The organism is Haloleucobacter albus (assembly GCF_052492075.1).
The window spans coordinates 162,352-183,595 of sequence record NZ_JBQWAS010000029.1 but is presented as its reverse complement, the minus strand read 5'-3'; the positions used below and the strand labels follow the sequence as shown (position 1 = coordinate 183,595).

The following is a 21,244-nucleotide window of genomic DNA, read 5'->3' as shown; positions in this document are numbered from 1 at the left end:
AATGGAATGATTCCACTTCATTCAGATCTGTGTCTATCCGAGGTAAAGCCTGTGGTACTTCCCGTTATTTGGTTGATCCTTGCTTTACTCAAGGTCATGTAGGGTCGTGTATGTTCAGATCTTTTTGGACTCATTCCAAAGAAGGGCGGTTTTGGTGACAATGGTTCGCAGCAGGTGTAGGAAACACAGTGTTTGGGCTGCTGTTTCAGCGCCTTGCACAGGGTGCCTGCATGTCATGAACATGAGCTGTCCCGCCCCGTGCGGATGGCTCGGCTGTAAGCATAGAGCCCGATGAGAAGATCCGAAGGACCGGAACATGCTGGCTGCGTTGTTCATCATTTTTCGTGAGGTGCTGGAGGCGGGTATCGTCATTGGCGTGGTGCTGGCTGCTTCAGAAGGCATTCGCGGACGCGGATGGTGGATCAGCGGCGGCGTGCTGGGCGGTGTCATCGGCTCGGCTATTCTGGCGTTGTTCGCCAGCCGTATCTCCAACATGTTTGATGGGTCCGGTCAGGAAATTCTCAATGCCGCCATTCTCGCCATCGCGGTGGTGATGCTGGTCTGGACCGTGGTGTGGATGGCCAGTCATGGCCGCGAGATGGTGGTGGAGATGCAGGGCGTGGGCCGCGATGTGCAGGAAGGCCGCAAGCCCCTGACAGCGCTGGCCATTGTGGTGGGCATGGCGGTGCTGCGTGAGGGCGTGGAAATCGTCCTGTTCATGTATGGCATCATGACGACAGGGGCGGAAACGCCGGCGGATGTCGCCATGGGTGGGGCGCTGGGGCTGGCCGCCGGAGCGGCATTGTCCTTCGTGCTTTATCGCGGCCTTGTGGCGGTGCCGATGAAATATCTGTTCAAGGTCACAGGTGTGGTCATCACTCTGCTTGCGGCGGGGCTTGCGGCGCAATCCGTGGGGATTTTGCAGGATTCCGGCTTCATTCAATCCTTGCCGGACCCGGTGTGGGATTCAAGCTGGATGCTGTCGGATGAAGGGGCGCTGGGCCGTGTGCTGCGCACCATGGTGGGCTACCGTGCCCAGCCGACGGGCATGCAGGTGATTGCCTATCTGGCGACCGTGACGGTGATTGTGATGCTCTCGGCCATCGTGAATGGGCGTATCGCCAAGGCCAGAGATGGTATCAAGGCGGGCGATGCGCCGCAGATCGCAAAGGTGTGAGAAAAGGCGGGGCCGGCCCCGCCTTGGTTTTTCAGCTCGCAGGCCGGGTAGACCGCAAGGCTCAGTGATTATGCCCGTGCCCTTCGCCATAGACTGCGGCAGGGTCGAAACGGGGTTCGTCGCCGGTAAAGCCCAGCCGGGTTTCCTTTGAAGGCGCAGCCCCCAGCGGCACGGTGCGATAGAAGCAGGAGCGCCGTCCCGTGTGGCAGGCTGCCCCGGTGCCGCCCATCTCCACCTTGATGATTACCGCATCCTGATCGCAATCAATCCGCATCTCCAGCACCTTCTGGGTGTGGCCGGAGCTTTCGCCTTTCTTCCAGAGCTTGTTGCGCGACCGGCTGAAATAATGTGCCTCTCCGGTTTTCATGGTGAGGGCCAGCGCTTCGGCATTCATGTGGGCCAGCATCAGCACCTCTCCATTATGGGCATCCACCGCCACACAGGTGATGAGGCCATCCGTATTGAAGCGGGGAGACAGGCATGTGCCCTCTTCCAGCTCAGCGCCGCTTTGCGGGGCAGGGAAAAGGGTGGAGGTGTTGGTATTCTGGCTCATGGGAGGTTCCGGGGCAGGCTGGCGCTCTATGGCGTGAGCAGATGAAAGAGGCCGGATGAGGGGGCGTTTTGGCCCTTCATCCGGCTCATCATGAAACGGGGCGCAGCTTGCGCCCGTCAATGGATTCAGCGCGAGCGGATCAGCGTCATGAAACGGGCCTGCTCGGCCGGATTGTCGCGGAACACGCCGGTGAATTGGGTGGTGAGAGTCGCGACCCCCGCCTTCGCCACGCCCCGCATGGTCATGCACATATGTTCGGCCTCAATCAGCACCGCCACGCCGCGCGGGTTCAGCCCCTCTTCCAGCGTGGTGCAGATCTGGGAGGTCAGATGCTCTTGCGTTTGCAGGCGTTTGGCGAACACATCCACGATACGCGCGATCTTGGAGAGGCCGACCACGCGCTCCACCGGGAAATAGGCCACATGCGCCTTGCCGAAGAAGGGCACCATGTGGTGCTCGCAATGGGAATGGAACGGAATATCCCGCAGCAGGACAAAATCATCGAAATTGCCGATTTCGCCGAAGGTGCGCTCCATCAGCTCGCCGGTTTCATCGCGATATCCGGCGAACAATTCATCATAAGCCTTCACGACCCGGCGGGGGGTATCCAGCAGGCCCTCGCGTTCGGGGTTCTCGCCAATATAGGCCAGCAGCGTGCGCACAGCCGCTTCGGCTTCATCGCGGCTGGGCCGGGCGAAGGCCGTCGGGGCCATCGTCATCGTATCCGGCAGGGATGTCGCCGCCGGGTTTTCAAGATTCTTCGTGCTGGTCTTTTCAGATTGAGTCCTGAGCAATTTCACCACCGCGTCCATGGCGTACTCCGTCGCCAACTCCGTCCGACCGCCTCGTTTCCGAAGCGGGAGTGTCACCGGTCGTCGGCCACGCCTGCGCGGGAGTGCCCCGACATTGCTGCCGGGCCGTGCCTGCGGCCGTGCCGTCTTCCTGTTCCCTTCCACCAGGCGGGCGCATGGCACCCTCTCCGGCCAGGGCGAACCCTGGGGGAACATGTTATGATGGGGGTGAAATCAACCATTCGCAAGACTGACGCGGCGATTGCGCGCGGCCAATGAGCGAAGGGGCCTTAATCACGCCCGCTGCTGCGCTATATAGGGTGCAGAGCCGGAGCGACAACCGGCAGAGCCCATTCTGGCCTGAAATGCGCGGAATGGGCGCAGATACAAGAGAGCGTCGGCCCGGCCGGCGAGTGGGCGGATGATTAACGACATCTATAATGCGCGCATTCTGGCCCTTGCGGCGGATATTCCGCGTCTGGGTCGCCTGCCTGCGGCGCAGGCCACGGCCACGGCTCATTCCCGTCTGTGCGGTTCCACCGTCACGGTGGATCTGGTGATGGACGGGAACAAGGTGGCCGATTTCGCCCATGAGGTGCGCGCCTGCGCGCTGGGGCAGGCCTCCTCCGCGCTGATGGCGCAGCATGTGGTGGGCTCCAGCGCTGAAGAATTGCGGGCCTTGCGCGAAACCGTGCGACGCATGCTGAAGGAAGACGGGCCGCCGCCGGCTGGGAAATGGGTGGATTTCGAGGTTCTTTCGCCGGTGCGGGAGTATAAGGCCCGTCATGCCTCCACACTGCTGACCTTCGATGCGGTGGTGGATGCGATTGGTCAGATTGAAGCCGCCCGGCAGCAAAACGCCGCGCCCAAGGCGGCCAGCGCCGGTGCGTCGTGAGAGAAGTGGCGCAATGTTCCAGGCTCTCACCGGCTGAAAAGCGCGTGACGGATCGTCTGCCATGGCCGGAGGGGGAAGAGCCCCTCTCCGCAGGGCGGAAGGCTCGGCGTTTCATTCTGCATGTGCCGCGCCATATGCTGCGGGCACCTATTTTCATTTATCGCTACACGCTGTCTTCCTTCATGGGGCGGCAGTGCCGCTATCTGCCCACCTGCTCGCAATATGCCGATGAGGCGATTGCACGCCATGGTGCCTGGCCGGGCCTGTTCATGGCGACGGCGCGGATCTGCCGCTGCAATCCATGGGGCGGGCATGGTTACGATCCGGTGCCGGAATGTGTGCCGGAGGGCGGGCGCTGGTATCGTCCCTGGGCTTATGGCATCTGGCGCATGAAGAAAGAGCCGGAAGAGCCGGAAGAGCCGGCAAAGCCGGGTACAAAAGACGCTTGAGGCGTGGCCTTGCCAACCCGCAGCAACAGATGTGCGGACACCGGAGAGAATGCGATATGGCCATTGTGGTGAGCGGCAGCGCCGGGCCGGCAAGCGCGGCAGAATGGGTTGCGCGCCTGTCTGGTTCCTCGCTTTTTCTGCTGGGTGCGACGGAACAAGGGGCTGAGACGCTGGCCATGGTGCGTGTGCCGGTAGCTGCGCCCTTCAAGCCGGGCATGGGGGATGGGCAGGAGCTTTCCGGTATATGGTCTGGCACGGTGCTGCGGCCGGGGCTGGCGAAAAGTTTCCGGCTGGAGGCGCTGGAAGGTGATCTCGTCATCATGGGCACGGTTTCAGCACCCGGTGATGGTGGGGATCTGGAATTGGACCGGCTCACTCTGCCATTTGGGCAGATGGTGATGGTGAAGGCTGGCCGCCTTTCCGTCTCACGCCAGAAAGGCCAGACGCGCGGGCTTGGCCTTGCGCTTTTCGGTACGGTGGCGATGGCCCCGCCGCAGGGGCAGCATTTCAAGGTGCATTGGGAAAGCTGGTGGGATAGCCCGGATGTGGCCTATCCCGAGAAGTTCTATCTCACCAATCTGCCATCTTATGTCAGTTCGGTTTCCCTGTGTTTCGCGCGGCCGCAATTCATCTATGAGGGGCTCTCGGATAATGTGCAGGCCACCACGGGGCTGAACTTCGACGGTACCGGTCATCAGTTCCGCAATGTGCTGGATCTGCTGCGGATGAGACAGCCGCATATTCGCATCGCGCTTTCCATCCAGCAGGGCGGCAAGCAGGGCTTCGAGCCTTATGACTGGTCGGGCTGGGCGGGCATGCATTCCGGCCACCTCGCCTCCATCCGCCGTTTTGTGGATGATATGGGCATCACGGAAATCGAGGTGGATTATGAGTGCAATTCCGCCTCCATGGAGATGGACAAGCACTGCATCACCCAACCCAATGGCGATGTGTGGTGTTACACTGATGGCGAGATGGTACGGGTGATCCGGGCCTTTCGCGATCGCTTCCCTCGGCCGAAATACAAGCTGGCGCTGGATGGCTTCAATACCGGGGCCTATTTCGGCCCTTATCGCCGCCAGAAGCCATTGGGCTGGAACCATGGTTATGTGGCCGCGCTGGTGAAGGACAAGGACACGCGCGACGCTTTTGATATCATCAATGTCATGTCATTCGATGAGCAGCCGGTTTACGATCCGGTGCGTGCGCTTGAGGCTTATGTCCATGCCTTTCCACGGGCCGAGGTGTATCTGGGCCTGCGCGCCGGCCCGCCCTGGAAGGCCAGCCGCGCCATGACGCTGGATGATTGCCTGGATTATGCCAATGCCACGATCGCCCTCGGCACGCCTGGTATCTGGCTGTATGCCATGTTGTGGGATCTGAAGGAGCCGACGCCGCCCTTCAATGCCGCCCACCCCAATGGCAATATGATGGCGCGCCTCGTGGCGGAGCGTTTCGGCCTGCCGGAGGCAGACCGTCCACTGGTGGAAGGGCTTTCCAATGCGTTGCCGGAGAATGTGCGGGCAGCGCTGAAAAACCTCTGAACAGGGCATAAAGGTAACGTTCACGGCATGCTGATGCCAGAAGGGGTAACAAATTTAGGTGCGCTGCGGTAAGTTGCGATGGAAACGAAATAATATTCCGAAACCATAGGGGTTGAGAGGCGTTTTCTGAGGCTCTGGAGAGGCAAAACTGTCGGATGCGGGCGTTGACGCACGGCGCTTTCCGGCGCACATGCTTCTTCAAACTGGTTAAACCGGACAGACTGGCCGGGGCATGAATGGTGGTCGTCAGGCTGAGCGCGGCCTGTGGTTCACATATTGGCCCGGTCCTCTGGTTCGCATGATAAAGGTGGAAACGACATGACGCTTGCTGCGGTGACGACGGAACCTGGTGCGCAACAGGATGCGACGAAGGGCGTGAGCGAAATCCGCACCTTCGCCGTGGACCCCTCCCGCAAGCGCTGGACCCGCGAGGAAGCCCTCGCGCTGTATCGTGCCCCCTTTAATGATCTGCTGTTCAAGGCGCAGAGCGTCCACCGCGCCAATTTTGACCCCAATGCGGTGCAGGTCAGCCGCCTTCTGTCCATCAAGACTGGCGGTTGCGCGGAAGATTGTGGCTATTGCAGCCAGTCTGCCCGCAATGGCGCGGATCTGAAGGCGTCCAAGCTGATGGAAGTGGAGAAGGTGGTTTCCGCCGCCCGCAAGGCGCGCGAAGCCGGTGCCACGCGCTATTGCATGGGCGCCGCCTGGCGCAGCCCCAAGGAGCGTGACATGGACATGCTCCTCGACATGGTGCGCGGGGTGAAGGATCTCGGCATGGAAACCTGCATGACGCTGGGCATGCTGGATGTGGACCAGGCCATGCGCTTCAAGGAAGCCGGGCTGGATTATTACAACCACAATATTGATACGTCCGAGAAGCACTATTCCAACATCATCACCACCCGCACCTTTGCGGATCGTCTGGATACGCTCTCCAATGTGCGCGAGGCGGGCCTGAAGGTGTGTTGTGGCGGCATTGTGGGCCTCGGCGAAGGCGAGGAAGACCGGGTGGACATGCTGGTGACGCTGGCCAATCTGCCGTCTCCGCCCGACAGTGTGCCGATCAACATGCTCATCGCCATCCCTGGCACCCAGCTTGAGGATGCCGCGCCGGTGAACCCCATTGATTTCGTGCGCACCATCGCGCTGGCCCGTGTCATGATGCCGAAATCCCATGTGCGCCTGTCCGCCGGCCGCACTGAAATGAGCGATGAAATGCAGGCGCTGTGCTTCTTCGCCGGGGCCAACTCCATCTTCGGTGGTGAAGTACTGCTGACGGCGGATAACCCGGAAGAAGACCATGACGAGGCGCTGTTCAACCGCCTCGGCATCCGTCCCATGGAACAGCATGAGCTGTGAGCGGAAGGTCGCTCTGGAAAAATGGATGGAAGACTGAACCGGAAGGCCCGTTCGTGATTTCATGATGGATGAAACTGTGAAACACGACACGCTTCTGGGCCGGTTTGAAACCACACTGCGCGGGCTGGAGCGCAAGGCCCGCCTGCGCAGCCTTGCCCCGCGTGAGGGGCTGGATTTCGCCTCCAACGATTATATCGGCCTTGCCGGTTTGCCCCGAATGGCACAGGCCGTGTGCCGTGCGCTGGAGCAGGGCACGCCTGTCGGGGCGGGAGGCTCACGCCTGTTGCGCGGCAATACGCCCGAGCATGAGGCGCTGGAAGATGCCGCGGCGCAGTTCTTCCGGGCCGAGAAGGTTTTGCTGTTCGGCGGTGGTTTCATCGCCAATTATGCCGTGCTTACCACCCTGCCGCAGAAGGGCGACCTGTTGGTGATGGATGCGAAGATCCACGCCAGCGCCCATGAAGGTGCACGTGCCGGGCGCGCGCAGGTGATGGAAGCAGCCCATAATGATGTGAACGCTTTTGAAGCCTGCATCCGCGAATGGCGCGCCGCTGGTGGCACGGGCCGCATCTGGATGACGGTGGAGAGCGTCTACAGTATGGATGGCGATATTGCCCCGCTGGAGGATCTCGCCGCGCTGGCAGATCGGCACGATGCCTTTCTGTTCATTGATGAAGCCCACGCCACCGGTATTTATGGCCCGCAGGGGCGTGGGCTGGCCGCGACCTTCGAGGGGCGCGAGAATGTGCTGGTGCTGCACACCTGCGGCAAGGCGTTGGGCTCTTCTGGCGCGCTGGTGGCGGGCGCGAAGGTGCTGTGCGATTTCATGGTGAACCGCTCCCGGCCCTTTATTTTCGCCACGGCTCCTTCACCGCTGGTTGCGGTGGCGACGCAGGAAGCGCTGGCTATTTTGCAGGATGAGCCGGAGCGGCGGGAGAAGCTGGCTCGCCTTGTCGCCTTTGCCGGGCAGGAGCTGGAACGCACCGGCCTCGCCGCAAAAGGCGTGAAGGCTTCCGGCACCCAGATCCAGCCCGTGATTGTGGGCGATAATGCCCGCGCCATGGCGCTGGCTGCCGCGCTTCAGGCGCGCGGCTTTGATGTGCGGGGCGTGCGCCCGCCCACCGTACCGGAAGGCACGGCACGGTTGCGCGTTTCGCTGACCTTGAATGTAGATGAGGCCGCCGTGACGCGCCTGTTCGACGCTCTGGCGGAGGAATGGGAAAGGGGTGGGCCATAAGTCTGCCGAAGCCTTTTGGCGCATGGCTTTTCAGCCCACTTTGAAAATATGCAGCACAAGACGGGTTCGGGTTTTGGTTCAGGGGCCCCTGCCGCTTCCGCCTCGCGTGGGCAGGCTCTGGTTGTGACGGGCACGGATACGGAAATCGGCAAGACCGTTTTCAGCGCCGGCCTCACCGGATTTCTGGACGCCATGTACTGGAAGCCGGTTCAGTCCGGCCTTGAGGAACAGACGGATTCTGAAACAGTGGCGCGCTTGTCCGGCCTGCCGGCATCGCGCATTCTGCCGGAGGCTTGGCGTCTGCGCACGCCGGCCTCTCCCCATCTGTCTGCCCGGCTGGATGGCGTGGCCATCACGCCCGAAACGCTGGAGCCGCCTGAGACCGCCCGCCCGCTGGTGATTGAAGGGGCAGGCGGCCTGATGGTGCCGCTGACCGATAATGTGCTGTTCATGGATGTGTTCGCCCGCTGGAGGCTGCCGCTGGTGCTGTGCGCGCGGGCCGGGCTGGGCACCATCAACCATACCCTGCTGTCGCTGGAAGCCTTGCGCGCCCGCAGCATTCCCGTTCTGGGCGTGGCGCTGATCGGCGAGGGGGATGCCGAGAATGCCCGCATGATTGCACACAAGGGCCATGTGAAGGTGCTGGGGCATCTGCCGCGTCTGGAGCATCTCGACCCATCCACCCTGCGAACAGCCTTTGAAGCCAGTTTCAGCCGGGCGGATTTTCTGGAAGGAGCGCAGTGACCATGAGCACCACACCGAAGCAACCCACGCGCCCGGCCTCGCCCATCTGGCACCCTTTTACCCAGCACGCCTTGCAGCCGGAGATGACGATGATCTCCCGCGGGGAAGGGGCCTATCTCTACACGCCGGAAGGCACGCGCATTATCGACGCCATTTCTTCTTGGTGGGTGGTAACGCATGGCCATCGCTATGCGCCCATCATCGAGGCCATCAAGGCGCAGGCGGATCAGCTCGATCAGGTGATTTTTGCAGGCTTCACCCATCCTCCTGCCGAGGCGCTGGCGGCGGACCTCGTGGCGGTGACGCCGGAGGGGCTCGACCATATCTTCTTTTCTGACAGTGGCTCCACCTGTGTGGAAGTGGCGCTGAAGATGGCGCTGGGGTATTGGCGCAATATTGGCAAGCCGCGCTCTCGTATTGTGGTGATGGAAGGCAGCTATCATGGCGATACCATCGGCACCATGTCTGTGGGGGAGCGCGGCGTGTTCAATGCAGCCTATGCGCCCTTGCTGTTTGATGTGGCGCAGGTGCCCTTCCCGGAAAAGGGGCGCGAAGCCGAAACGCTGAAGGCGTTGGAAGTCCTGTGCGCCGAGGAGCCGGCCGCCTTTATTGTAGAGCCGCTCATTCTCGGTTCTGGCGGTATGAAAATGTATGGGCCGGATGTGCTCGCCGCCATGAAGCGCATCTGCGAGGCGCATGGTGTGCTCTTCATCGCCGATGAGGTGATGACGGGCTGGGGCCGCACCGGCACGCTGTTCGCCTGCGAGCAGGCCGGGATCGTGCCGGATATTGCCTGTTATTCCAAGGGGCTGACGGGCGGCTCCATTCCGCTGGCGATTACCATGTGCCGGCGTGAGATTTTTGATGCGCATTATTCGGAAGATCGGACGCGCACCTTCTATCACTCCTCCTCCTACACCGCGAACCCGATCGCCTGTGCGGCGGGACACGCCAATCTTCAGGTCTGGCGCAATGAGCCGGTGCGGGAGCGGATCGAAAAGCTGAAAACCATGCAGGCCACCCATCTGGAGCGCTTCCGCGATGATGCGCGCTTCAGTGATGTGCGCCAGTGCGGCACCATCACGGCCATGGATCTGAAGGTGGGTGATGCCGGTTATCTGGCCGATGTGGGGCCGCGCCTGCGCGCCTTCTTTGCGGAGCGCCAGTTGCTGCTGCGCCCGCTGGGCAACACGCTGTATGTCATGCCACCCTATTGTGTGACGCATGAGGATCTGGACACCATCTATGATGCCATCGCCGCGGCGGCAGACATGATGGCCTGATAGCGTTATAGAAGCGCGATATTCTGACCCCGGTGGGCGGAGCCTTCACGGGGCCCGCCTTCCGTTTCAACAGGGCAAGAGGGTGAGGCAGCTTGCGCAACCATGCGCTTCTGCCTGCTCGGCTTGCCGGAATTTTGCCGGAGACTGCGGAAAGGCCGCAGGCCGGGCCGCTCACCACAGCCGGAGGACCGCATGAGCTATCCGCTGAACCATCCGCGCGCCAGCCGCATCGCCGGCATGGGGCGTTATGCGCCGGCCCGTCGTGTGGGCAATGAGGAGCTGGAAGCGCGTCTGGGCCTGGAGGCCGGCTGGATACAGCGGCGCACGGGCATTCATGCGCGGCGCTATGCGGCAGAAGGTGAGGCGCTGACCGATATCGCCTTTCATGCCGGCCAACAGGCGCTGGAAGCAGCCGGGATCGACAGGGCCGATGTGGGGCTGACTTTGCTGGCGACCTCCACGCCGGATCATCTGTTGCCACCTTCCGCGCCTCTTCTGGCCCATCGTCTGGGTTTGTCGCGTTCTGGAGCGGTTGATCTGGCCGGGGCCTGCGCGGGCTTTCTCTATGCGCTGACATTGGCCGACAGTTTCGTGCGGGCACAGGGCAAGCCGGTGCTGGTGGTTGCCGCCAATATCCTCAGCCGCCGCATCAACCCGAAGGATCGTTCCAGCGCCGTGCTGTTCGCCGATGCGGCTGGGGCGGCCGTTTTGGTGCCATCAGAAGAGCCGGGCGCGGGTGTGCTGGGGGCGGATCTGGTCTCTGACGGCAGTTGTTATGATCTGATCCGCATTCCGGCCGGTGGTAGCCGCACGCCTTATTATCCAGGCATTGAAGCCGAGCAGTTGCTCATGGAAATGCCGAATGGCAAGGCTGTTTTTACCAAGGCGGTGGAGATGATGACGGATTGCGCCGTGAAGGCCATGGCGCAAGCCGGTGTGGGGGCCGGGGACATCACCCGTTTCGTGCCACATCAGGCCAATATCCGCATTTTCGATCTGGTGCGAAAAGGGCTGGGGCTGGCGGAAGACACGCTGGTGTCCAGCATTGAGGAATATGGAAACTCCTCGGCCGCGACCATTCCCTTTTCTCTGGCGGGCAGCGTGGCGCACAAGCCGTTGCAGAGCGGCGAGAAGGTACTGATGACTGCCGTTGGTGCGGGGCTCACCGCCGGGGCGGTGGTGTATGGCGTGCCGTGAAACAGGTGGCGTAATGCCGCCGGAGAGGTTTTTTGAAGGCCGGGCTCATTGCCCGGCCTTTTGTGTTGGGGGCTTATGATGGAGGGGCGTCTTTCCCCGCTGAAGTTGTGGCAATGGCTTGATGCTCCGCAGCCACCTCACTTTTTTGAAGAGCTTCGCCTGTTGCAATGCGTTTTGTGCAATGCAGCTTTACGTTTTTGTCAATCCTCCTTCTGAAATGGACAAAAGGGTCAGCCTGAACCGGGGCGCATGCACCCCGCCATTTTCAACATATCCAGTATTCATGCGCTTTTGCGCGAGTTGGCACGGGCCTTGCCAATTGAGAGGCAAGACCAAGAGGCGGCCGGCCCGGCTGGCGGGTGTGGCCTTGCCCTTTCGGATGTGTTGCCAAGGGAGGAAATTCAACATGGCGATGACTGGTGTCCTGCGTCCGGGCCATGCCCAATTGCGCGTTCTGGACCTTGAAGAAAGCGTCCGCTTCTATCGTGATGTGGTGGGCCTTGTGGAAACCGGCCGCGATGCGCAGGGCCGCGCCTATTTCAAATGCTGGGATGAGCACGATCACAACAGCATTGTTCTGCGCCAGGCCGATCAGGCCGGCATGGATTTCATCGGCTTCAAGGTGCTGGACAATGCGACCCTCGACAAGCTGGAAGCGGATCTGAACGCCCATGGCCTGAAGACTGAGCGTGTGCCTGCCGGCGACCTGCTGGAAACCGGCGAGCGCGTGCGCTTCACCTTGCCGACCGGCCATGTGATGGAGCTGTATGCCGAGAAAACCCGCGTGGGCAACGGCCTGCCCAAGGTGAACCCGGCCCCCTGGGCGCCGGATGCGGACCGTGGCATTGCGCCAACCCGTTTGGACCACTGCCTGCTTTATGGTCCCAATGTGCAGGCCAACAAACCCATTCTTACGGATGTGCTGGGCTTTCATCTGGTTGAGCGCGTTCTGGGGCCTGTGGAGGCGGGCGAGCCGGAAATCGGCATGTTCTTCTCCTGCTCGCACAAGACCCACGATATTGCTTTTGTGGAGTATCCCGAGCCGGCCAAGCTGCACCATGTCTCCTTCTACATGCCAACATGGGAACGGGTGCTGCGCGCCGGTGACATTATGGGCATGAATGAGGTGCCGATTGACATTGGCCCCACGCGCCATGGTGTGACGCGAGGCGAAACCATTTATGCGTGGGACCCTTCCGGCAACCGCTTCGAGACCTTCGCCGGCGGCTATCATCCCTACCCGGATTGGGAGCCCATCACCTGGACCTTTGAAGGCTTCCCTCATGGGCTGGATTACCCGCAGGGCAAGCTGCATGAGAGCTTCCTGACCGTGGTGACCTGACGCAGACGACCGCCGCCTGCCCGTGCCGGGCCGTGGGCGGGCGGCGGTGTCTCATGTCGGCTTTCATACCTAAATGATATCGAGTCCACCCTCCATTGGTATTAGACGATATGGAGTGTGGCTCATATCTTCTATGCGACCAGAAGATGAAATGTCGCAAGAAAACAGAGGTCTTCCAGAAATGACGCAGACCAAAAGCAGCGCATCACAGGTTTCGCGCCAGATTCCGGTCCGCCAGATCGAGAATTTCATTGGTGGTGAATTTGTAACGGCCGCTGGTGGCAAGCGTTTCGACAAGCGCTCCCCGCTCGACAATAGAATTATCTCTTCCATCTCCGAAGCCGGACAGGCCGAGGTGGATGCTGCCGTAAAGGCGGCGCGCGCCGCGCTGCAAGGGGAATGGGGGCGCATACCCACCGAGAAGCGTGTGGCGATGCTGCATGCCGTGGCCGATGAAATCACCCGGCGCTTCGATGAGTTTGTCGAGGCGGAAATGGCGGATACCGGACAGCCGCGACATGTGATGGAACAGGCCTTCATTCCGCGTGGGGCCGCCAATTTCAAGATTTTCGCCGATGTCATCAAGAATGTGCCGACCGAGGCCTTCCAGATGGCGACGCCTGATGGCGAAGGGGCTCTCAACTACGCCATTCGCGTGCCCAAGGGCATTATCGGCGTGGTGTGCCCATGGAATGCCCCCTTCCTGCTGATGACATGGAAGGTGGGGCCGGCGCTGGCCTGTGGCAATGCGGTGATCGTGAAGCCTTCCGAGGAGACCCCCAATACCGCCACCCTGCTGGGTGAGGTGATGAATACGGTGGGGATTCCCAAGGGCGTCTATAATGTGGTGCATGGTTTTGGCCCGGATTCCGCCGGCGCATTCCTCACCGAGCATCCCGGTGTGGACGCCATCACCTTCACAGGGGAAACACGCACCGGCTCGGCCATCATGAAGGCGGCCTCCAATGGCCTGCGTGATGTGTCCTTTGAGATGGGCGGCAAGAATGCCGGTATCGTGTTTGCCGATTGCGACTTCGACAAGGCTGTCGACGGCATCTTCCGCTCAGGCTTCCTCAATTCCGGGCAGGTGTGTCTGGGTACCGAGCGGGTCTATGTGGAGCGCCCCATTTTCGAGCGTTTCGTGGTAGCGCTGAAGGAGAAGGTGGAGGGCGTGCGTTTCGGCCGCCCGGAAGAGCATGACACCACCTATGGCCCGCTCATCAGCCATGAACATCGCGAGAAGGTGCTCTCTTATTACAAAAAGGCTGTCGAGGAGGGCGCGACGGTTGTCACCGGCGGCGGTGTGCCGGATCTGCCGGCAGAACTGGCGGAAGGCGCATGGGTGCAGCCCACCATCTGGACCGGCCTTCCCGATGACGCCACGGTGGTGCGTGAGGAGATCTTCGGCCCCTGCTGTCACATCCGCCCCTTCGATGCGGAGGAAGAGGTGATCGCGCTGGCCAATGATACCGAATATGGCCTCTCCACCACCATCTGGACCTCGAACCTCGCCCGCGCCCACCGCATGGCGGCGCGCATTGATGTGGGCATTGCCTGGGTCAATAGCTGGTTCCTGCGCGATCTGCGCACGGCCTTTGGTGGCACCAAGCAATCCGGCATCGGGCGTGAGGGCGGGGTGCACTCGCTCGAATTCTATACCGAGCTGCGCAATATCTGCGTGAAGCTGTGAGGCGGTCGGCATGAACAGCGAGAAGATCACCCGCTATGGCGATGAGCTTTACGAAGCCTTCGCCAGCCGCACCACAGTTGAGGCCCTGCGCCTGCGCGAGCCGGACATCACGCTTGAAGATGCCTATCGCATCCAGGAGCGTTATGTGGCGCGCCGCATTCAGGCCGGTGAAACGGTGGTGGGCAAGAAGATCGGCGTTACCTCCAAGCCGGTGCAGGATGCACTTGGCGTGTTCCAGCCCGATTTCGGCATTCTGCTCTCCGGCATGGTGCACGAGGATGGCGCGACCATCGACCTGTCGACCCTGATCCAGCCCAAGGCCGAGGCGGAACTCGCCTTCGTGCTGAAGGAGGATCTGAAGGGGCCTGGCGTGACCGCCATGGATGTCATCCGGGCGACGGATTATGTGCTGCCCTGCTTTGAAATCGTGGATTCCCGCATCACCGACTGGGATATCCGCATTCAGGATACGGTGGCCGACAATGCCTCCTGCGGCGTCTATGTGCTGGGCACGCAAAAGGGCGACCCGCGCAAGCTGGATCTGACCCTCGCGGGAATGGTGGTGGAAATGAATGGTGAGCTGCACTCCACCGGCGTGGGTGCGGCTGTGCAGGGTTCTCCAGCCAATGCGGTGGCGTGGCTGGCCAATATGCTGGGGGCACTCGGCATCCCCTTCAAGGCGGGGGAAGTGATCCTCTCCGGCTCCCAGTCTTCTCTCATTTCCGTCGCGGATGGCGATGAACTGGTCTGCACCATTGGCGGGCTGGGCAGTTGCCGGATGCGCTTTACCGGAAAGGCCGCAGCATGAGCGCGAACCTCACCCTCTCCCGCGAGGATATTGTGCGCCTGACCGAACGGGTGGAAGGCGCGCAGACGCGGGCCTATGGCATTCCCAAGCTCACGGATGAGTATCCGGGCATGACCATGGCTGATGGCTATGCGGTGCAGGCGGAATTGCGCCGGCGCTTCATTGCGCAGGGCCATCGTCTGGTGGGCTGGAAGGCGGGCCTCACCTCCAGGGCCAAGATGAAGCAGATGGGCGTGGATGTGCCCTCCATCGGCTTCCTGACGGATCGCATGGCGCGGCCGGAAAACTCGGCCATCACGCTTTCGGATCTCGTGCATCCGCGGGTGGAATGCGAAGTGGCCTTCGTGATGAAGGCGGAGCTGAAGGGGCCGGGTTGCACCGCTGCGGATGTGCTGGCGGCCACCGATTATGTGCTGCCAGCGCTGGAGATCATCGACTCGCGCTTCTCCGGTTTCAAGTTCGATCTGGAGAGCGTCGTGGCCGATAATGGCTCTTCCGCCCGTTTCGTGGGGGGCGGCAGGCCGCGTTATGTGGATGAGCTGGATCTGAGCACGCTGGGCGTTGTGCTGGAGAAGAATGGCGAGATCGTCGCCATGGGCGCATCTGCGGCTGTCATGGGCCACCCGGCCGAGGCTATCGCCATGCTGGTGAATATTCTGGCCGAACAGGGCGAGACCCTCCCGGCGGGCAGTTTCGTCATGAGCGGCGGTATCACCGAGGCCATCCCCGTCAAGGCGGGTGACAGCATGGTTGCCCGTTTTCAGGAGCTGGGCAGCGTCTCCATCCGCTTCGTCCCGTGACGGGGCCATCCAGCCAGATCTCAGCCAGAATTCGGAGCACACACCATGCCCATCATTGAAATGCACATGCTGGAAGGGCGTACCACGCAACAGAAGCGCGATGTCGCCAGGGCGGTGACGCAGGCCGTGTCCACCACACTGAACTGCAAGCCGGAAACGGTGCGCATTCTGATTACCGAGCATCAGAAGGATGACGGTTTCTTCGTGGGCGGCCTCACTCAGGCCGAGCGTAACCAGCAGGCGGCAAGCCCACTGGCGGAGCCTGCCACCGCAGACGCAAGCCGCTGAAGCTCCGGGGAGGAGATGACCTGATGAAAAAGATAAAATGCGCCCTGATCGGTTCCGGTAATATCGGCACGGATCTCATCTACAAGCTGCGCCGCAGTGAACTGCTGGAGCCGGTGTGGATGGTGGGCATCGACCCGGAATCCGAGGGCCTCGCCCGTGCCCGCGAAATGGGGCTGAAAACCACAGCCGAGGGCGTTGATGGCCTGCTGCCACATGTGAAGGCAGATGGCGTCCAGATCGCCTTTGATGCCACCAGTGCTTATGTGCATGCGGAAAACAGCCGCAAGCTCAATGAACTGGGCGTCATCATGATTGACCTCACTCCGGCGGCCATCGGCCCGCTGTGCGTGCCCCCGGTGAATTTGCGGGAACATGCCGACAAGCTGGAGATGAATGTCAACATGATCTCCTGCGCCGGGCAGGCGACCATCCCTATCGTGGCCGCGGTCTCGCGGGTGCAGCCGGTGGAGTATGGGGAGATCGTGGCGAGCCTGGCCTCGAAATCCATAGGGCCCGGCACGCGCGCCAATCTGGATGAGTTCACCTACACGACCTCCAACGCCATCGAGAAAGTGGGCGGAGCGAAGCGGGGCAAGGCGCTGGCCATCATCAATCCGGCCGAGCCGCCCATGATTATGCGCAACACCATTTCCTGTATCACCGAGGATGCGCCGGATGAGGCGAAGATCACCGCCTCCATTCTGGAGATGATCGGCGAGGTGCAGAAATATGTTCCAGGTTACAGGTTGGTGAATGGCCCCATCTTTGAAGATAAGATGGTCTCGGTCTTCATGGAAGTGGCGGGCCTGGGCGATTACCTGCCCAAATATGCCGGAAATCTCGACATCATGACCGCCGCCGGCACCCGCACGGCAGAATTGTTCGCTGAGGAAATTCTCGCAGGGCGCATCAAGCTCGATACGGTGGAGGCTGCGTGATGACGTCTTCTCTCAAGGGTCGCAAGGTCATTCTGCATGATATGTGCCTGCGCGACGGCATGCATGCCAAGCGTGAGCAGATCAGCATTGACCAGATGGTGAAGCTCGCCACCGCGCTGGATGATGCCGGCATTCCCTATATTCAGGTCACTCATGGGGCCGGGCTGGGCGGTAATTCCGTTCAGCATGGCTTCGCGCTGGCGAAGAATGAGGATTATATCAGCGCCGTCGCCTCGCGCATGAAGCAAGCCAAGGTCTCGGTGCTGCTCATTCCCGGCCTCGGCACCATGAAGGAACTTCAGGCGGCCTATGATGCCGGTGCGCGCAGCGTGCATGTGGCCACCCATTGCACAGAGGCTGATACCGCACCCCAGCATATCGCTTATGCCCGCAAGCTGGGTATGGACACCACCGGCTTCCTGATGATGGCGCATCTCAATGATGCGGTGGGCATCGCCCAACAAGGTCGGCTGATGGAAAGCTATGGGGCGCAGACCGTCTATGTCACGGATTCCGCTGGCTACATGCTGCCGGAAGATGTGCGCGCCCGCGTGCGGGCCTTGCGTGAAGTGCTTCAGCCGGAAACCGAGATCGGCTTCCATGGTCATCACAATCTGGGCATGGGCATTGCTAATTCCATCGCGGCCATCGAAGCCGGGGCAACCCGTATTGATGGTTCGGTCGCGGGGCTTGGCGCGGGGGCAGGCAATACCCCGCTGGAGGTGTTCGCCGCCGTGTGCGAGCGCATGGGCATTGAAACCGGCGTGGACCTGTTCAAGCTGATGGATGTGGCCGAAGACATTGTGGTGCCGATGATGGACCACATGGTGCGGGTGGATCGTGAATCCCTCACGCTTGGTTTTGCCGGCGTCTATTCCACCTTCCTGCTGCACGCCAAGAAAGCTTCCGAACGCTTCGGTGTGCCGGCGCGCGATATTCTGGTCGAGCTGGGTCGCAAGAAGATGATTGGCGGCCAGGAAGACATGATCAAGGACACCGCCATGACCATGGCGAAGGAGCGCGGCTTGTTGAAGGATGCCGCGGCCTGAGCTGCCAAGTTCGTGCAAGGCTCGTGCAAGGCTCGTGCAAGGCCGAATAAGCCGGGTGGCGGGGCGATGTTCCGCCACCCCAATAAAGTGAAGGACAGGGAAGGGTGACGCTGTGGCGAATGCTGCGCAAAACACTGCACAAGTGGCTCAGGAAGTGGCTGTGGTTGTGGGTGCGACGGGCGCTTTCGGAAAGGTGATCGTTGCGCGCTTGCAGCGGGCGGGCCTGTGTGTGGTGGCGGTGGCCCGCACGGCAGAATCCCTGGCGGCGTTGGAGGCCGAGTGTCCCGGCCTTGTGCCCTGTCAGGCTGATATTTCCGAAGACAGTTCCATGGCCGCCATTGCGGCAATATTGCCGGGGCCGGTGCGCATGGTGGTGCATGGGCCGGGCGTTGTTGCGGCGGGGGGCATCATGTCCATTGCGCCGGGTGGCCTTGTCGATGCGGTGAATATCAAGGTGGGGGGCTTCGTGCGCCTTGTGCGGGCGGTGGATGAAAAGCTGTTGCCGCATGCCCGGCTTGTGGCCATTGGTGGCCATTACGGGCTGGAGCCGACGGCCTATGCTGCGGCTGCGGGCATTGGCAATGCCGCGCTTCTGAATGTCGTGCGTCAGTTCAGCCTGGGTTATGGCCCGCGCGATATCACGGCGCACATGATCGCCCCCGGCCCGGCGGATACGGTGCGTCTTCGCCGTGTTGCGGCAGATCGCGCAGCCATGGCCGGCATCACCATCGAAGATGTGCTGGATGAGTTGAGGGCGGAATCCTCCCTCGGCGCTTTTACCACGCCCGAACAGGTCGCCTGGGCCGTGACCACCCTTCTGGCCCCCGAGGCTGACGCCATGACGGGTTCAACCCTGATGCTGGATGCCGGCCGTCGCCGTGGCCTGCCTTGAGATAACAATGTTGACCGGCAGGTTCACCTGCCGGTTATGATGCGCACGCCGCAGAATCCACGCAGATGGAACATGCGGCAGGGAAAGGAAAGGGGCGACCGGGCCAAAGATCCGGCGCCCTGTTTCGGGAGAAACGCCATGCCTGTTGTGACCTTTCATCTGGTCGAGGGGGCAAGTGCGCCAGAGCAGGAAGAAAACCTGTTGCGGCGTGCCACGCAGCTCTATTGCGACGTGCTCTCGGCTCCGCCAGAGCGTGTGCGTGCCTTCATCTCCACCTATGCGCCCGCGCGTGTCGCGGTGGCGGGTGAGTTGGTGAGCCGTAGCGGACAGGCCGCTCCTTTCTTCGAATTTTTTGTTCTGGCAGGCCGCCCCGCTGAACAGCGCCGGGCCCTGCTGGAAGGCTTTACGCGCCTGCTGGTGGAAGAGCTGGGCGTGGCGCGCATGCAGGTACGTGGCCTGTGCCGGCAGATCAGCCCGGAAGACTGGGGGATTGGCGGCACGCCCGCCAGCGTGCAGCGGGCCGGGGAAATTCGTGCCCGTACGGAACAAACGGAACAAGCCATCCAGAAGCCCGGAAAAGCGGCCTGAAGAGCCTGCCGGCACAGGATGGGAGCGGCCAGGAGGAACGCCACATGAAACACGAAATCATTATCGCCGATACGGGTGAGAGCTATCTGTGTGACGAGACGGAAAGCGTACTGGTGGGCATGGCCCGTCTGGGCCGCAAGGGTATTCCGCTGGGCTGTCGTGGTGGAGGCTGCGGCGTGTGCAAGGTGGCCGTGGTGGAGGGCCAGTATCAGGCCGGCATCATGAGCCGGGCCCATATTTCGGAAGAAGAGCAAAAGGCAGGGTGCGCGCTGGCCTGCCGCATTCGCCCGGAAAGCAGTCTGAAAGTTAAGGTTGTGGGAAAGTTGCAGAAGTCGGCATGTCGCCCACGCCAGCCGGCCTGAGCCAGAGGCCTTGAGGGCTGTGCCTTGAAATTCCAGTCTGCGCAGGAATACCCGCTTCCTGTGCGGAGCATGTTCGGACGAGAAGACCTCCTTCGTCCGAACATGCAGAAGGGGCGCGTTTCTCCCGGCGCGCCTCCCTGCCTTGCGCACCATATCTGCTGGTTGCGCACCCGCCATGTGCTTCAGAGCCCCTGAAACCTGAACATATCTTGCTGCGGAAATTGCTTTCTGGGCAAGTCGTCTTCTGGGCGAGGCGGGAAGGCCGGCAGGTTGCTCTATGGCTTCCAGAGCCGGATGAAACACGGCCGCTATGGGCGGGAGCGCGTTGACGGCCCTTCGGCCTCAAGCTCGGCGCGGGTGCGGAAGCGCCGGACCTCCTGAAGAAACGCGGCAAGAATGGGCGAGCGATTGTCTGAGCGATAGATGCAGCTCAAATCCACGCGCGAAGGTTCTGGAATGCCGGTGACCGGCAAATAAACGACCCCCGGCAAGGTGAGGTTGCAGGCGGAATCCGGCACCAGAGTGACCCCGAAACCGCTGGCCACCAGCGCGACACCTGTGACGGCATCGCCCACTTCCTGAGAGATTTGCGGCACGAAACCTGCGCTCTGGCACAGGCTTACCACCGTATCCAGAAAGCTGGGGCGCGCGCCGGTGGGGAACAGCACCAAAGGCTGATCCGCCAGCTTTGAGAAGGGCACCTCGTCCAGCGCCGCCAGTGGATTGGCCGTGTTGACCGCCAGCCGCAGGGCTTCTGTCGTCACCAGTTCTTCGGTGATATCCGCAATGGGGGTGAGAAGGCGGTTGAAGCCAACCGTGATGCGTCGTTGGCGCAGGGCCTCCACCTGCTCATGCTTGTTCATGGTGTGAAGTACAATCTTCACATCCGGGAAGCGTTCCTTGTAAGCCAGCAGCAGCTTGGGGATGACATCCAGAATGGCGGAGCCGAATATCGCGATATCCAGCCGCCCGAGTTTGCCTTGTCCGGCGCGCTGGGTGCGTTCTGTCGCCTGCTCCAGAATGGAGCGGATATTGCGGGCCTCTTCCAGAAACAAGGCGCCGGCTTCTGTCATTTCCATGCCGCGCGGGGTGCGGATGAAGAGGGTGACGCCCAGCTCGGCTTCCAGTTGCTGGATCTGCCGGGTGAGAGGAGGCTGGGAGATGTGCAGCCGTGTTGCCGCCCGGCCAATATTGCCTTCCTCGGCGACAGCGATGAAATAGCGCAGATGTCGAAGGTCCATAGTGGCGTAGCTTTTGT

22 protein-coding genes are annotated in these 21,244 nt (G+C 61.7%); 19 read left to right on the top strand and 3 right to left on the bottom strand.

What is annotated here, in order from left to right; all coding sequences use genetic code 11:
* Positions 1-316: 316 nt before the first annotated feature.
* Positions 317-1,177, top strand: a complete 861-nt coding sequence (locus ACT6QH_RS13330; protein ID WP_444975305.1) for an FTR1 family iron permease — start codon at positions 317-319, stop codon at positions 1,175-1,177.
* 61 nt (positions 1,178-1,238) lie between these two features.
* Here the strand turns inward: ACT6QH_RS13330 and hisI are convergent, their stop codons facing one another.
* Together hisI and folE are read right to left on the bottom strand one after the other, a co-directional pair.
* Entirely contained in the window at positions 1,239-1,730 is a 492-nt protein-coding gene (gene hisI, locus ACT6QH_RS13325) for a phosphoribosyl-AMP cyclohydrolase (RefSeq protein WP_444975304.1), read from the bottom strand.
* A gap of 125 nt (positions 1,731-1,855) precedes the next feature.
* Positions 1,856-2,449 (bottom strand): GTP cyclohydrolase I FolE, encoded by a 594-nt coding sequence (folE, locus tag ACT6QH_RS13320; RefSeq protein WP_444975362.1) that lies wholly within the window; start codon positions 2,447-2,449, stop codon positions 1,856-1,858.
* A gap of 493 nt (positions 2,450-2,942) precedes the next feature.
* Between folE and ACT6QH_RS13315 the strand changes: the two genes are divergently transcribed.
* The 18 genes from ACT6QH_RS13315 to ACT6QH_RS13230 all read left to right on the top strand — a co-directional run bounded on the left by ACT6QH_RS13315 (position 2,943) and on the right by ACT6QH_RS13230 (position 19,986).
* Entirely contained in the window at positions 2,943-3,416 is a 474-nt protein-coding gene (locus tag ACT6QH_RS13315) for an iron-sulfur cluster assembly scaffold protein (protein WP_444975303.1), read from the top strand.
* 116 nt (positions 3,417-3,532) lie between these two features.
* A complete protein-coding gene (yidD, locus tag ACT6QH_RS13310; protein ID WP_444975361.1) occupies positions 3,533-3,865 on the top strand; it encodes a membrane protein insertion efficiency factor YidD in 333 nt (110 codons plus the stop codon).
* A 56-nt stretch (positions 3,866-3,921) separates the two neighbouring features.
* A complete protein-coding gene (locus ACT6QH_RS13305) occupies positions 3,922-5,409 on the top strand; it encodes a hypothetical protein (protein WP_444975302.1) in 1,488 nt (495 codons plus the stop codon).
* A gap of 318 nt (positions 5,410-5,727) precedes the next feature.
* The gene (gene bioB, locus ACT6QH_RS13300) at positions 5,728-6,768 is read left to right on the top strand and encodes a biotin synthase BioB (RefSeq protein WP_444975301.1); all 1,041 of its coding nucleotides are present in this window, start codon (positions 5,728-5,730) and stop codon (positions 6,766-6,768) included.
* A 61-nt stretch (positions 6,769-6,829) separates the two neighbouring features.
* The gene (locus ACT6QH_RS13295) at positions 6,830-8,005 is read left to right on the top strand and encodes an 8-amino-7-oxononanoate synthase (protein ID WP_444975300.1); all 1,176 of its coding nucleotides are present in this window, start codon (positions 6,830-6,832) and stop codon (positions 8,003-8,005) included.
* 48 nt (positions 8,006-8,053) lie between these two features.
* Complete coding sequence (gene bioD / locus ACT6QH_RS13290) at positions 8,054-8,749, top strand: dethiobiotin synthase (protein ID WP_444975299.1); 696 nt, start codon at positions 8,054-8,056, stop codon at positions 8,747-8,749.
* 2 nt (positions 8,750-8,751) lie between these two features.
* On the top strand, positions 8,752-10,032 hold the full coding sequence (locus tag ACT6QH_RS13285) for an adenosylmethionine--8-amino-7-oxononanoate transaminase (protein WP_444975298.1): 1,281 nt from the start codon (positions 8,752-8,754) through the stop codon (positions 10,030-10,032).
* Positions 10,033-10,224: 192 nt separating this feature from the next.
* Positions 10,225-11,229, top strand: a complete 1,005-nt coding sequence (locus tag ACT6QH_RS13280) for a beta-ketoacyl-ACP synthase III (protein WP_444975297.1) — start codon at positions 10,225-10,227, stop codon at positions 11,227-11,229.
* Between the two features lie 406 nt (positions 11,230-11,635).
* Entirely contained in the window at positions 11,636-12,571 is a 936-nt protein-coding gene (locus ACT6QH_RS13275; RefSeq protein ID WP_444975296.1) for a catechol 2,3-dioxygenase, read from the top strand.
* Between the two features lie 181 nt (positions 12,572-12,752).
* Positions 12,753-14,261 carry a 2-hydroxymuconic semialdehyde dehydrogenase gene (locus ACT6QH_RS13270; protein WP_444975295.1) on the top strand — a complete coding sequence of 503 codons (1,509 nt, stop codon included), beginning with the start codon at positions 12,753-12,755 and terminating at the stop codon, positions 14,259-14,261.
* 10 nt (positions 14,262-14,271) lie between these two features.
* Entirely contained in the window at positions 14,272-15,069 is a 798-nt protein-coding gene (dmpE, locus tag ACT6QH_RS13265) for a 2-oxopent-4-enoate hydratase (protein ID WP_444975294.1), read from the top strand.
* Positions 15,066-15,869, top strand: coding sequence for a 2-oxo-3-hexenedioate decarboxylase (gene dmpH / locus ACT6QH_RS13260; protein ID WP_444975293.1), 804 nt, complete (start codon positions 15,066-15,068; stop codon positions 15,867-15,869). Before dmpE ends, dmpH begins: the two co-directional genes overlap by 4 nt.
* A gap of 45 nt (positions 15,870-15,914) precedes the next feature.
* Complete coding sequence (locus ACT6QH_RS13255; protein WP_444975292.1) at positions 15,915-16,157, top strand: tautomerase family protein; 243 nt, start codon at positions 15,915-15,917, stop codon at positions 16,155-16,157.
* Positions 16,158-16,180: 23 nt separating this feature from the next.
* Positions 16,181-17,095 carry an acetaldehyde dehydrogenase (acetylating) gene (locus ACT6QH_RS13250; protein ID WP_444975291.1) on the top strand — a complete coding sequence of 305 codons (915 nt, stop codon included), beginning with the start codon at positions 16,181-16,183 and terminating at the stop codon, positions 17,093-17,095.
* The gene (gene dmpG, locus ACT6QH_RS13245) at positions 17,095-18,144 is read left to right on the top strand and encodes a 4-hydroxy-2-oxovalerate aldolase (RefSeq protein WP_444975290.1); all 1,050 of its coding nucleotides are present in this window, start codon (positions 17,095-17,097) and stop codon (positions 18,142-18,144) included. The genes ACT6QH_RS13250 and dmpG overlap by 1 nt, the downstream gene beginning before the upstream one ends.
* 112 nt (positions 18,145-18,256) lie before the next feature.
* Positions 18,257-19,036, top strand: coding sequence for an SDR family oxidoreductase (locus ACT6QH_RS13240; protein ID WP_444975289.1), 780 nt, complete (start codon positions 18,257-18,259; stop codon positions 19,034-19,036).
* Between the two features lie 138 nt (positions 19,037-19,174).
* Positions 19,175-19,624: a tautomerase family protein gene (locus tag ACT6QH_RS13235; protein ID WP_444975288.1), complete on the top strand. Its 450-nt coding sequence runs from the start codon at positions 19,175-19,177 to the stop codon at positions 19,622-19,624.
* A gap of 44 nt (positions 19,625-19,668) precedes the next feature.
* Positions 19,669-19,986, top strand: a complete 318-nt coding sequence (locus tag ACT6QH_RS13230) for a 2Fe-2S iron-sulfur cluster-binding protein (RefSeq protein ID WP_444975287.1) — start codon at positions 19,669-19,671, stop codon at positions 19,984-19,986.
* Positions 19,987-20,294: 308 nt separating this feature from the next.
* Here the strand turns inward: ACT6QH_RS13230 and ACT6QH_RS13225 are convergent, their stop codons facing one another.
* Complete coding sequence (locus ACT6QH_RS13225) at positions 20,295-21,227, bottom strand: LysR family transcriptional regulator (protein ID WP_444975286.1); 933 nt, start codon at positions 21,225-21,227, stop codon at positions 20,295-20,297.
* Positions 21,228-21,244 lie beyond the last annotated feature (17 nt).